12 protein-coding genes are annotated in these 13,336 nt (G+C 58.7%); all 12 read right to left on the reverse strand.

Going from position 1 to position 13,336, the window contains the following annotated elements; all coding sequences use genetic code 11:
* Positions 1–85: 85 nt before the first annotated feature.
* The 12 genes from NFR19_RS02990 to NFR19_RS03045 all read right to left on the reverse strand — a co-directional run bounded on the left by NFR19_RS02990 (position 86) and on the right by NFR19_RS03045 (position 13,118).
* Positions 86–475, reverse strand: a complete 390-nt coding sequence (locus tag NFR19_RS02990) for a hypothetical protein (RefSeq protein WP_251212299.1) — start codon at positions 473–475, stop codon at positions 86–88.
* Positions 468–1,742 carry an MFS transporter gene (locus NFR19_RS02995; protein WP_251212300.1) on the reverse strand — a complete coding sequence of 425 codons (1,275 nt, stop codon included), beginning with the start codon at positions 1,740–1,742 and terminating at the stop codon, positions 468–470. Before NFR19_RS02995 ends, NFR19_RS02990 begins: the two co-directional genes overlap by 8 nt.
* A gap of 76 nt (positions 1,743–1,818) precedes the next feature.
* On the reverse strand, positions 1,819–2,361 hold the full coding sequence (locus tag NFR19_RS03000) for a hypothetical protein (protein ID WP_251212301.1): 543 nt from the start codon (positions 2,359–2,361) through the stop codon (positions 1,819–1,821).
* Positions 2,362–2,470: 109 nt separating this feature from the next.
* Positions 2,471–2,830: a 4Fe-4S dicluster domain-containing protein gene (locus NFR19_RS03005; RefSeq protein WP_251212302.1), complete on the reverse strand. Its 360-nt coding sequence runs from the start codon at positions 2,828–2,830 to the stop codon at positions 2,471–2,473.
* A complete protein-coding gene (locus NFR19_RS03010; RefSeq protein WP_251212303.1) occupies positions 2,830–3,552 on the reverse strand; it encodes a molybdopterin dinucleotide binding domain-containing protein in 723 nt (240 codons plus the stop codon). Before NFR19_RS03010 ends, NFR19_RS03005 begins: the two co-directional genes overlap by 1 nt.
* The gene (locus NFR19_RS03015; protein ID WP_251212304.1) at positions 3,491–5,299 is read right to left on the reverse strand and encodes a molybdopterin-dependent oxidoreductase; all 1,809 of its coding nucleotides are present in this window, start codon (positions 5,297–5,299) and stop codon (positions 3,491–3,493) included. Before NFR19_RS03015 ends, NFR19_RS03010 begins: the two co-directional genes overlap by 62 nt.
* Positions 5,300–5,498: 199 nt before the next feature.
* On the reverse strand, positions 5,499–7,070 hold the full coding sequence (locus NFR19_RS03020; protein WP_251212305.1) for a helix-turn-helix transcriptional regulator: 1,572 nt from the start codon (positions 7,068–7,070) through the stop codon (positions 5,499–5,501).
* Between the two features lie 178 nt (positions 7,071–7,248).
* The gene (locus tag NFR19_RS03025; protein ID WP_251212306.1) at positions 7,249–8,742 is read right to left on the reverse strand and encodes an MFS transporter; all 1,494 of its coding nucleotides are present in this window, start codon (positions 8,740–8,742) and stop codon (positions 7,249–7,251) included.
* 75 nt (positions 8,743–8,817) lie between these two features.
* Positions 8,818–9,876: an amidohydrolase family protein gene (locus tag NFR19_RS03030; RefSeq protein ID WP_251212307.1), complete on the reverse strand. Its 1,059-nt coding sequence runs from the start codon at positions 9,874–9,876 to the stop codon at positions 8,818–8,820.
* Between the two features lie 85 nt (positions 9,877–9,961).
* Positions 9,962–10,141 carry a hypothetical protein gene (locus NFR19_RS03035; protein WP_251212308.1) on the reverse strand — a complete coding sequence of 60 codons (180 nt, stop codon included), beginning with the start codon at positions 10,139–10,141 and terminating at the stop codon, positions 9,962–9,964.
* A 118-nt stretch (positions 10,142–10,259) separates the two neighbouring features.
* The gene (locus NFR19_RS03040; protein WP_251212309.1) at positions 10,260–10,598 is read right to left on the reverse strand and encodes a 4Fe-4S binding protein; all 339 of its coding nucleotides are present in this window, start codon (positions 10,596–10,598) and stop codon (positions 10,260–10,262) included.
* Positions 10,599–10,616: 18 nt separating this feature from the next.
* The gene (locus tag NFR19_RS03045) at positions 10,617–13,118 is read right to left on the reverse strand and encodes a molybdopterin-dependent oxidoreductase (protein ID WP_251212310.1); all 2,502 of its coding nucleotides are present in this window, start codon (positions 13,116–13,118) and stop codon (positions 10,617–10,619) included.
* Between the last annotated feature and the right edge of the window lie 218 nt (positions 13,119–13,336).

The raw sequence follows: 13,336 nt of genomic DNA on the forward strand, positions 1-13,336 counted from the left end.
CATTCGCGCTGCGCGGACGACGTATCGGTCTGCGTGCGCGACCGATGGCCCTCTTGCGGCATGAAGGGACGCGCAGGGAACGACGTCAGCTGACCCCTGGAGGTTTGATGCCCAGATCGGTCAGCACCGATGCCATATCATCAAGCCCCAGATCGCGGCAAGCAGAAGCGACACCTGGCGTTGCGCCGGTCGCAGCATCGCAGGAAGGCGCCCCAGGAGGCGCAGGGCATTCCGGCACATCCCCTGCCTGACCGCAGTCCATCGCCTTGAAGGCGCTCGCCCAATCGGTGGCGCCGCTGACCGCATCCACCTCGCCATCCTCTGGTGCCACGAGCCCCCATGCCTGCGCGCACACGCCGCAGCCCACGCAGATCGCACATCGCGCGCCCGACCAACGATTCCCTGTCGTTTCGTCCTGAAAACACTTCCCGCAGCCAACGCAAACCGCGCAACGCTTTCCCATGCGCTCAGTCATGACCAGAAGCCTTGCCGCCTGGCTTGATGAAGAACGACAGCACGAGCGCGATCACCGATAACGGGATGACGGTCGCCCATGCCGATCCCATCCACCCCAGGCCCGCATCAAGACACGCTCCATACACCGGCGCCAGCATCTGACCAAAGCATTGCGTGAATTGCATGACCGCCATGCCAAGCGTGGCCGCCATGGCCGAGCTGGACAGGATGGTGGGCGCGAGCGGACGACTGCCACCCCCGCCGAATGCCGCTGAGAACCCCATGAGCACGATGAACGCCCAGATGCCCGCAAGCCCTAAGCCCGACGCCTCCGAGGGAAACCCAACCAGAAAGCCGATGATGCTCGTCACGGCGAACAGTGTGACCAAAATGTACTTCCGATTGATGGAAAGCCGGTCTGACCATGCACCTGATAAGGGGTTCATGATGAAGCCGATCAGCGTGATCACTGACGTCATGAATCCCGCCGTTGCCATATCAAACCCCACAGAGCCCAGATACGTTGGATAATAGGTGTTCACGACCCCACCCTGGATGAAGTTGAACACGAGAAACGTCAACCCCAGGATCCAGATATAGCGGTTCTTGAGGTAGGTGAAGCAATCGCGAAAGCTGCCCTCCACACCGTAGTTGGGAATGGAGCTTTGCCCCACCGGAACGCGGTAGAGCGCCACGAACAGCACGAGCGCCACGATCGTAACGGCCACGACGCCATAGAACACCGACTGCCATCCAAACGTCGCAGCCAAGGCAGGAGCCACGTTGAAATCGATGGTGATGGCCATGGGCACCCACGTGCACCACGCTCCAAGCGCGAGACCGCGCGTTTTGTTTGGGAACCACAGCGAAATGATGGTGGGCGCTGCAACACCGATGAGCCCAAGGCCCACGCCCTCGGCAAATCGCCCCAGATATAAAAGCACGACGGAATTGGTAGCGACCTCCACCAGACCGCCCGCGATGATGCAGCCGAGCGCGATGGCGCAGGTCGCGCGCAAACCAATGCGGCGACAGATGAACGCAGCTGGAAAGGCAAGAATCGCGCCGATAATGGCAAGACAGGTCATGAGCATACCGAACTCGGCATAGCCAAGCCCGTAGGTGCCGATGATCTCACCGGCAATAGCGGTGATCTTGAACTGACCAAGCGGAGCACAGATGCTCGCAAGATAGGTCACGGCCAGGATGACCCATGCATAGCGTGGGGTCTTCTGGATGGGATCGGAAGCAATTCCAAGGTGGATCGCATTCTCGGTCATGGACATGGTGTCCCCTCTTCTCCTTTGCCGATCGCCCATGAGCGTCGGCTACGGTCATTGACGCAGCAGAGCACCCGATCGTTCACCTCTGAGGCGCACGCTCAGGCTCCTGCTCCACCTCCCATTCCTCCAAAATGACGTTGCCGCGGTACTTATACAGACCATAGATACCGAAGAAGCGGTAGTCAGCTACCGTGAACCGACCCGCGATCGAGGTGACGAAATCGGCAGCTTGGCGATTGAACGCACCGTGCTCGAACACGTACAGATTGGCGATGTTGTCGCGACTTCCCGTGGGCGCAAGGAAAACAGCCTCGCCCATCTCCACAGGCAGCCCATCGGTCTTCATCCGCAGGTTCTCGAGCGCCATCTTCGGCTGGAAGAAGCGCAACCAGTTGCGTCGGTTGAGCCTCGCGCACTCCGCCCACAGCAGCGAATGCTTCTGCGCATCATCGGCATAGATAGCATGGAGAAGCTCTTGGTAGCTCCCAACAGCGCGCGCTGCTTCTGCAAAATCGGGACGAAAGGCATCTCCGCACGTTACGTAAAGAGCGATTCTGCGCAACGGTTCTTGGAGCGTAGGCGGGGCTGCATCAATCTGTGCCCTGAACTCGGCAACCTCCACGGTCTGACCTCCTTGACAAACGGCAGGACGCATATCGCCTGCGAGGAACGGGAGCGGCATAGCTTGCGCTACGCAATGCAAGCTATGTCGTTATCCAATCAAGCGCATCTCATGCGCACGGTGGCACCCAGAGATACTGTTCAGACTTGGCATCGAGTTTCTGATAGAGCTCTTCGACCGTTCCGAATTCCAAGCATTTCGCCTGGCAATGGAAGACGCAGCTTGGCAGCTTGCCGTGAGCCCGGCGATCAGCGCAGAGGTCGCATAGGCGCGTGAACGACGGGATATTGTCATACACATAACGATCGGTCGGCTCGCCATCAGCGGTGCGAATGGGCCAAGGGCCATCCGTCATCACCTTCACGCCCCACTGCTCGAGCGGCAGATCGTGCTCTGCCTGACAGGCAACCTCGCACGAGTAGCACCCCGTGCAATATTGATAATCGACGAGTATCGCGTTTCTAGACATCACAGGTCCTCCTCGCTGCAACGGTAGATTTTGCACAGGGTGCACTTCAGGTCGGCACCGAAACCGGTGCGTCCGGGCTTGTTCGCCAACAACTGATTGATGTTGGACTGCCTGAATCCGTACAGATTCGGTTCGGCACCATCCTGCTCGGGGAACCACCAACCATGCTGTGCGGCGATCTCCTTCTCGGAGACCTCGTGGGTGACGCGTGCCCGCTGACGGCAACGCCCGCGATGATTCTCGATCCATACCCAGTCGCCCTCGGAGATATTGTGCTCGGCGGCCGTTTTCGGATTGATCTGCACCCACGGGTCAGGAGTGAGCTGGCGCAGATACGGAATTTGGCGATGCTCGGAATGGAAGAACGAGGTGGTGCGCGCACCGGTGATCATGATGAGCGGGTATTTCTCGTAGAGATCAGGGGTGGACACAGGGCCGATACCCGGCTCTTCGATGTAGGGCAGCGGATCGTAGCCGTATGCTTGGAACAGCGTCGAATAGAATTCGATACGCCCGGTCGGCGTGTTGAAGCCAGGTTGCCCGTCGGGACGCATGAGGCCCTTCTCGTACTTCTTGTAGATGTACTTCTGATATACCGGCCCTTGCTCCATGAGTTCGTGGAAGGTGAACCCAGAGGGCTTCACGATCTCATCGTAGACCTCATCCTCGGTTGCCCATGGCCAGGTGCGCTGCTTGCCCTCGGGGCGATTGATGGCAGCCATTGAACTCATCATCATGGTCGAAGTACTGAGCCAAGCGGCGGTTGATCTCGCAGTCGGAGAGCGCCTCGCCCTCGGCCGCGCAGCCACCGGTGATGGCTGACAGGAAATAATAATGAGCGCGCACCGAATGCTTCTCTGCCCATGTTTGCACGGGCAGCACGATATCGGCACTTGACTGGATCATGGGCGTCATGAAGATGTCGCACGCTGCCACGAACTCGGGCTTCTTCATGGCCTTATACCAACGCTCCGTCTCACAGCTCATGCAAGCGATGCCGTTCGAGGTTTGGATCCACACGCCTTTCACACCGCCCTCTTCGCACACCTCAAGGCACATATCGGGCATGGCCTGCGTCAAACCATAGCGATACATCGGGTATTCCTTCCACCCGACGCGCTTTTTCTGCGTCTCTTCATCGATCAGATCGTAGATGCCCCACGCGCCCGCAGACGGCTGATCGACGCCCATCGGCGCTGCGGTATAGCACATGCCACCCGGTACATCCAGATTGCCCGTGATGGTCCACAGCGCTGCAATGGCCTGTGCGCACGGAGTGCCTTGGCTCTGCATATCAACAGCCAAGCCCCACACCACGTTTGCCGGATGAGACGTTGCGAACAGACGCGCGGCATCGATGATCTTCTGCTTGGGCACCCAGGTCATGTTCTCGACCTCGTCCAGCGACAACTCGCGAGCCCGGGCAGCAAGCTCGTCGAATCCGTAGGTCCATCGCTCTACGAAGTCGTGATCGTAGAGGTCCTCGTCGATGATGACCTTGATCATCCCGAGCGCCAGCGCCGTATCAGTGCCCGGGCGAAGCTGAAGATGAATGTCGGCATGCGCGGCCAGCCAGGTGACGCGCGGCTCCACCGAAATCAATTTGCAGCCCAGCTTCATCGCGTCGGTCACCCAATGACCCATGAAGAAGTCAGGATTCGAGATGGTGGGGTTACAGCCCCAAACGATCGTGCACTCCGGGCACACCCAATCAGGATCGTCATAGCGCAATGCGCTGAACTGGCTGAAATCTGCGATGAGCATGCCGCCATAGGTCATGATCATCAATGACAGACGAGGCAGGTAGCATGCCGTACCCGACAAGAACCCATACTCGTTAGGACTGCCAAAGGTGTTGGCCATGCGCCCTACCTGCCACTGATTATCACGCGCAGTGCCGCGCAAGCAGTGGATGCTGTCGCCACCGTACGTCATCGCAATGCGGCGGAACTCCTTATAGCACGTCTCAAGCGCTTCATCCCAGCTGATGCGCTCCCATTTGTTCTCGCCGCGCTCGCCTATCCGCTTCATGGGGTACAGGATGCGATCGGGATGGAACTCGACCTGCTTGAACGCCAAACAGCGCGGGCAGAGCGCACCACGGTTGTAGGGGTCATCCGGATCGCCTTCGCACTTGATGAAGCGGCCGGTCTCGGGGTCGGAATACACCAACACGCCGCACCCTTCATGACAGCCCGGTGCCGACCACACGCTCGTGCGCGTGACCAACATGCCGTCTTCCATATACTGCCACTCGCCAGGATGCTTCCAATCCTGCATCTCGGGACGCTCGCCAGCGCCGAAGTTGAATTGATTTTCTTCCTTCGTCGTGCCAATGTCGTCGCGCTCTTTCTCCAGAACGGATTCCTCGCGACGATCAGCCGCATCAGGGCCATCCGATCCGCTAAAGGCCCATTTCGAGTCTTCTCTGCGGACAGCCTGTGCGCCGTCCATCTTGAACTCTTCCATCGCAGCTCCTCTCATCATCTGCTCGTGAAAGCACCACCATGAAAGCACGGCGAAAGAGGGAGACCCTCGCGCGATGGGTATGCTTGCCAGGAAATCAGCCCATTAGTATGAGGCTCTGAACAGGTGAAAGAAAACGCTTACCGAGAAGAGCGAGGCGCTTTCATGAAGCACCCGTCGCTCGCGCGAAGAGCGCCACGCATCAAGCGCGGCCGCTCTCGTCAAGGGGGAACTCTTCCACGAACGACATCAACTTCTGCTGGGAGTGGATATCTATCTTGCGGTAGATGTTGTAGATATGACTCTTCACCGTATGAGGCGAAATGGTCAACTCCTCTTGTATCCATGAGGCATTACGACCACGCGCAAGATACGCGAGGATATCCGATTCGCGCGGAGAGAGCTGATAGAGTCGTGCAATAGCAGCGCATCGCCGCTCGAACAGCTCAGATTCGTCCATGTGAACCGATACCGTAACACCACGCTCCGATCCATCATCAGCGCTACCGTCTGAGGGATGATGCCTCCCGACGGGAAAGAAGATCATCACAACGCACACGAGCGCGATCGCCGTGATCAGCCTCACAGTAGCGAATGCCTCAGCATGAGCGCCATAGATCACGGTGACAAGTGACGCCACGCCCCAGCCGACGGCGAATCCGAACGTGGTAACGAACAACCGCAGGGGCGCTTGGCGAAAGAACGGAGACGTGCGGCCAGCTACGCATTTCTTCATGATGAACGCGTAATTCACCGCTTTGAATGCGCCCCACACTGCGCACATCGCACCCGAACACACCAGCTGCACGATCGGAGGCGCCACCGGTACGACCACGCACATAACCACGCCAGCCACCACCACCATGCGTTGGAGCACCGTGATGCCCAAACGGTTCTTGCGAAAACCGATGATGGCTATAGCCAATGCGCCCGGGATCACCGACAGCATGCCAACAAGCACCTCATCGTGACCAGAATTGAACAGAAAGAGGAAGTTGAGCGCGAACACGATGCCGAATACGAAGAATGACGGCTCGATCTCTTTCGTGAAGCACCACGTGCTCTCGGTCGACTCCAAAGGGGCTGCTTGGTCGTTCGCGCTGGCGTGCTGTGTTGCGAAGAGCAGGAGTACGATGCTGAAAAGCGCGTAGGCCAGCCCGAACACCGATTGCATCGCAGCAGGCGCGGCGGTGGCGAAGGTGAACAAGAGCGCACCACCGACAAAGCCGAAACCCGTGAAGCGACCGTACAATTCAGTGCCCACCCGACTGAGCACGTCCAGCCATGACGTTGTCAATGCGGCGCCTGCGATACCGGCAAGCACATTCGCACCGCACACCACGGCAAGGGGAATATGCATACCGTTATGCATGGAGCACGCCACGAGCGGCAGCAACACCGAGCAGATCACCTCCGTACCCACCGCCAAGCCGGAGAACACATTGAAGCGTGGAAGGCGCCCCAACCCCGCCAAGAGCGCATAGCCTAAGGCCATGCCCGCGAACACCGCGGCTTGCGACGCATCGCGAACCTGCACGGGCACCTGAGGCGGAAACTCGCAGAACAGCCAGAAAAAGCACAGGAACATCCATGCCATGAGAAACGAGAAGCCCACTAAGCTGATCAACTCAACCGCCGACATGCGTAATGCGCGGTCGATAAACGAGCTGGCCATCTGGTACCACTCCTGAGCTGAAAAGGGTATGACGCCCATTACAACGATATGTCCTGCGACTTCTATCGTGCGTAGCGCTACCAGGATTATAGCGCTCATACCAGCACCGCGGTAGACGCATTCCGCATGATGGCGGCACGGTCCTGTCGTCAGAGCTTAGAGCACCTTGCCGGTCAGCGCGTGCTCGGTGCCGCATATGCGGAGAGGCGGGCATGCACCCGCCTCTCCAGACGCGAACGACCACCGGCCGCTTCGCGTACTTCCGTGCTCGACGCTCCTACTCGGACGCTTCGGCTTTCTGCTCGTTCGCATCAGAGCCAGGATCCGAAGCTGCCCCGCTGCGCGCGCCAGCAACGCTCTTCGAAGGCTTCACGCCGATCGACAAGATGATGCCCACCACACCAACCGGGACGAGCGCCCAGAATGCAAGCATCGGATCGACATGGATGCCCTGCCCCAGAGCTTCCTGGACCGCAGCACCGATAGCAGGACCGAAATCAGCCGACGTACCGCCCGATGCCAATACCGCCTGCTTGGCATTGATGGCCACATTCGATGCGGCCGTCAGACCTTCATTGAACGGCGCGAGCACATAGCTCGTTGCGATCTGCCCCGCATACTGACCAAGGGTCAACAAGGAAAGCCCGAAGGCCACCGCAGTCTGGCCGCCCTTGAACACGAACGTGGGCACGAGCGGGCGGCAGCATGCATTGAGCATCATGTTGCCAATGCAGAAAAACAGCACGTACGGGATGAAGAACTGCGCCTGAAACGCCAGAGCCGAACAGATGGTCAGGCCGGTAATGCCCACGACCACGCAGAGATACTTGTAGCTTTTTGGCGTCTTGTCCAAGATGAACCCGCCAATAGGAGCGAGCGCGCCGCATGCGCAGATCAAGCCGCCCCAGATGCCCGCGGTGGCAGCATCCCATCCGAAGCCGCCCAACAGCTCAGGAGTTTGCAGCCAAGTCTTGAGATATTGGCTGAACGCGTAATTCATGTAGTTGAAGATAAGGAACATGATGATGAGACACCACAGCTGGCGGTTCTTGAACAGATAGAGCACCTCTTTGAGCGGCTTGCGCACCGGAGAGACCTGCGAGCGCTCATCCTCGCGAGGTGCGCGAAACACCACAGCAAACACGATCAGCATCACAACCGCAAGAGCGCACCAGACCCATTGCACGTTCGCGATCGACTGACCCACCGCGTTGTAAACGCCGTCGTTGACGAAATTGCTCAAGAAGATGCCGATGGGCGCCCAGCACGACCAGATGGCCATGGCGCGACCTCGCGTTGCATCAGGGAACCAGATGGAGACGCACGTTGGCCCTGCGACCACCGTCGTGGAAAGTCCAAGACCCAAGATGAAACGCCCTACCAAGAACAGGTAGAAGTTGGTGCCGACCGTGCCAGCGCTGAGCGCGGTGCCGATGATGGCGAGCGCCAGACCGATGATGGTGGTGATCTTCGCGCCCCATTTGCGCACGATGCCCGTCGTGGGCAGCGCCATGATAAGAGCACCGATGGGCACCAGACCCATCACGTTGGACAGAAGACCGAAATTCGCAGGATTCTCGAACAGCGGGTTATTCGCAGCCAGCCAGTTCTTGAAAACCGGGAACGTGACGCCTGGCAGCCACATCCACGCAAACACGATGGATACCGCAGCCAGCAGCGACACGATCAGACACGGCCATGCATACGATGGCGTCTTTTCGACGGGCTTGCTCTGATCCGGTGCCTGGGCAGCAGCGTTCGGATTGCTCATGATTGTTCTCCCTCTTTTGTAATGATTGCAGCGCGCCGCACAGACCCGCTGCAACCAAGGGCCTTTCGGCAGCTTTTACAGGTTAAAAATGCGCGCGGCGTTACCGCCCAGGATCAACGTGCGATCTTCTTCGGTGATATCAAGAGCGTTGATAGCGCCGACCGATCGGGCCATCCACTCGTAGAACACCGGGAACGACGAACCCAGCAGAATGTGGTCAGCCCCGCAGACCTGCACCGCGCACTCCAGTTCCTCTTTGCTCCAGCTCATCGGATGCGTGGAGTCGAAGAAGATGTTGTTCTTGAGATATCGGAAATAGTCTTCACGCGTGATGTTGGTGGCCAGACGATTCATCGCCTCCTTCTTCTTGGTGGAGACATGGGGGGCCAGCAGGTTCTGCAAGGCGAACCAGTTGCCGCCGAACATGGTATGCACGAACTTGAGGTTCGGGAACTCGTCGAACATACCGGAGTACAGCTCGCGACCGACCGCAGTTGCCTGCACGGTGATGCGGCCCAGCTCACGCCGCAAAGGCGTGTATTCCTGGAACATACCGAAGGAGTTCTGACCGGGCGTATGGTGAATGACCGCGGGGATGTTGTGATCGTTGATGTATTTCATGTACGGCTTGAACAGCGGATCGTCCAAGAACTTGTTCCCGTAAGAGCAGGCAAGCTGCACGCCCACCATGCCCAGTTCCTCAACGCAGCGCTTCAGCTCGTCGATATCCTCGGGTCGTCCCCAAGGTGGCACGACCGCATTGGCCACCAAGCGCCCATTCGACTTCTTGCACATATCGGCAGCCTGATCGTTGACCTCTTTGCAGATCTCGAGCGGCAGCCATTCCTGCCATACCGGCATGCGCAGCATAGCGACATCGACACCGACCTCGTCCATCGCCTGGAGTTTCGCCTCCAACGTGTAGTCGCCTTCGACGTAGTTCAGGATCTCCTGACCATCTTCGGTCGCAACGACTACCTGGTCATGCTTGCCGTCGGGCGTCTTATCGACGTATGTTTTGATGCCGAAGGTGATGGGCGCTGAATACAGAAAGCCGTTCAGGATCTTCTTGTTCGTGAAAAGATCGGTCGGCAGAAAGTGCATGTTGCAATCGATAACCTTGAAACCTTCCATGTTCCCTCCTTGGGATCGTTCGCTCGCATTCGAGCTTTGTGCTCATCTGAGCGTCTTCTCTGTCGTGGTGCGTATCGCGTATCGCTCAATCCTGATAGATGGGATTCACCACGTGTTGCTTCATCTTCCGCATGTTCTCTGCGTTGCGGATACGCCAGTCAATGCGGCCCTGCTCGCGCTCGGTGGCGCTGACCGTATGACTGAACGGGCGCGGTGCTCGCACGTCAACGTGATCCAAACGCTCGACGATATCCTCCATGCCCATGCTGGTCCTCCTTCATATCGGCTGCTCTTCCAAGCAGCGCAGCGTATATGGAAAGCCGACGGTCTCGGGCCTAGGGGTGCCCGAGGCACCGTCGGCGTTTTCCTGATTGTTCGGCCGCCTATTTAACGGCCACGACCATCTGCTTGGGTGATGAGATCTTCGCCGCAAGTTCAGCCACGTCTCCCCACTCCAGGCACTGCGCCTGGCAATGCTGAACGCAACTGGGTTTCTTCCCTTTTGCCGTACGGCTCTCGCACAGATTGCACCACTCGGTGAACTGTGGAATGTAGTCGTATTCGTAGTGCTTGTTCGCCGCATCGATAGCAAGCGGTCCTAGCTGGCTAATGCGCACGCCAAACTGCTTCTCGGTGTAGCCGTTCTCCTGCTGGCAGGCCAGCACGCAGGCCTCGCAACCAGTGCAGTAATTCGTATCGATGAGTATTCCCTGATTTGCCATTGCTCTTGCCTCTCTTTGCTATGCGACGGGTTCGGGACGATCTTGAGTCTGCGGGTGCACGTCGGCGGCTACCGGAGCGTCTGCCGCAACGGTTTGCCCTGCGGGCACGCACGTAAGAGGGCTTGGCGTATCACCATCCTTGTAGATGCGGCACATCATGGTTTTGTAGTTCGATCCGAAGCCCGACACGCCCGCATCGAAGGGAACGAGGTTGTTGATCTGAGACTCGAACACCCCGAACAGGCCCGCCTTCTCGTCGGCAGTGTTCTCTTCGGCCTGATCCTTGCGCTCGGGGAACCACCAGCCATGGTCGCATTGCATGACGCGCGGATCGTAGTTCTCATCGAACGCGGCTTTGTACTTGCAGCGACCATGCTGATTCTCAAGCCACATCCAGTCACCCTCGGCGATGCCATGCTTAGCGGCTGTCTCGGGGTGGATATAGCAGAGCGGATCGGGATGCAGATTGCGCAGCTTCTTCACCTGACGCTGCTCAGAGTGGAAGAAGTGCGGCACCCGCGCCCCCGAGGTCACGATGTAGGGCAGCTCTTCTACCGCCTCAGGGTTGGAATAAGGGCTCTCCACCGGCTCCACATAGCTCGGCAGCGGATCAAGACCGCTCCACGAGGTGTGATGGAACACCATCGAGTAGATCTCTGCGCGGCCGGTCTCGGTTGAGAAGCCCAGCTGACCGTCAGGGCGCAGCAGGCCTTTCTCGTATTTGCGATACTCGAACTCAGGGTACTTCCATACCGAATCGCGAAGCTCTTCCCACGTGAAGCCGCCGTCTTCGAGCGCGTAGTCCCACATCTCTTCCACCGTCTCCCACGGCCAGGCGATATCCGCATTGCCCGGACGCAGCGCCTCAGCCAGACGCTTGCCCAATTCAAGGAAGATGGTGTTGTCAGCCTTCGTCTCGCCCACCGGCTCGATTGCCTGCGTGATGCAACTGATGCGATACGGATTCAAACCACCGAATCCATTGCGTTCGGCATATGTGGCCGCAGGGAGCACCACGTCGGCCAGCGCCATCATGGATGGCGTCATGAAGAGGTCTTGGAACACGATGAAATCGATCTGCTTGTACCATTCCAGTTGTTGCTCGGCTTGCGCGCCCATGGTGGCAAGGAAGTTGTTGGTCGCAAAGTACGCTGCGCGAATGGGCACCTCGCCACGTTGCCACGCTTCAATAGTGGCGTTCGACGAGAGGTTCTTAAAGCCAACCGCGAACATCGGATAGCGCTCAATGCCGATGCGCTTGGCTGATTCTTCCTGCGTGAGAAGCTCATCATAGCCCCAGCAACCCGTCCAGTTGGGCTGTTCGATGCCCCAACACGCCTGACCGATCACGTTGCCACCCGGCACATCAAGGTTGCCCGTGATGCACCACAGCGCCGTTACCGCGTGCGCTGCCTGCTGGCCGCCTGTTTGCTGGTCAAGGGCCACACCCCACTGGATGGCCGCGGGCTTCGCGGCCGCATAGCGACGCGCCACGCGTTGCGCATCCTCTTTCGCTACCCACGCGCGCTCGCAAAGCTCATCAAGGTCCATCTCTGCGACGCGTCCGCAGACCGCATCTAAGCCGTAGACCCATTTGTCGCAAAAATCTTGATCGTAGAGCTTCTCGTCGCAGATAACCTTGAGCATGGCCATGGCCAGCGCACCGTCGCCGCCAGGACGCACACGCAACCAGTCCTCGCCCGCCTTCGCCGCGATCCAGGTGAGCTTCGGATCGACCACGGCCACCTTCATGCCGCGCTTCATCAGGTCCAAAATCCAATGCCCATAGAAGCCGTCCGCATTGCTGTAGAAGGGCTGATGGCCCCAGACGATGCAGTATTCCGGCACCTCGTAGCGCGGGTCGTCATAGCGCTTCGGCAGAAACTGCGAGCAGTCCATCACGCACGGGTCGCCCAACATGCATGCCATAGAAGCAATGCGCGGCAAATAGCACGAATTGCCTGCGAAGTACGGCACGCCCTCGTTCGGACTACCGCAGGTTGCATTAATGCGCGTGATCTGGTGGATGTCGCGCCCGGTACCCTGACAACACGCGATCTTGTCTGCGCCGTATTCGTCGGCCACCTTCTTGAAGTTCTCTACGATGAGATCATACGCCTCGTCCCAGCTGATACGCTCGAACGCATCCTTGCCACGATCCTCGCGTGCGCGCTTCATCGGATAGAGCAGACGATCCTCGTGGTACACATAATCGGGAATGCACAAGCACCTGCTGCATAAGCGTCCTTGATTGTAGGGGTCCTCCGGGTCGCCCTCCACTTTTACGAGCTTGCCATCTTTCACATACGACAAGATGCCGCACACGTTGTGGCAGCCCGGCGCGCTACGCGCGGTACCGCGGATGACCGTCATGCCGTCTTCTTCCCATGTCCACGGGACCTCAGGAGTCTCGGCTGCCGGCTTTGGCGGGCTCGGATTCTTTGCGTGGCGCGTGCCACGGCGGTACTTCTTGCCGTTCGTCTCACCCCAGTGATACTCCACCACTTCTGTTTCAGACATAGATCCTTCTCTCTCTCGACTGATCGTGTGTCCTCGGCGCTTCTTCTCGTGCCCTCCGCTGCGCTGGTGGTGCGCCCGGTGATTTCGCGTCGAAATCGAAACGAATCCGAGTGAGAGAAAGATACGACCGAGCCTTAGGATCGCTCTCCCCCACATAAGCTGTTATCGCGTTTTTCAGGCGAAGATGATGAGTCCGCACGGTAAGCCATACCGTTGGT

The organism is Adlercreutzia murintestinalis (assembly GCF_943192905.1).
Taxonomy (GTDB): domain Bacteria; phylum Actinomycetota; class Coriobacteriia; order Coriobacteriales; family Eggerthellaceae; genus Adlercreutzia_A; species Adlercreutzia_A murintestinalis.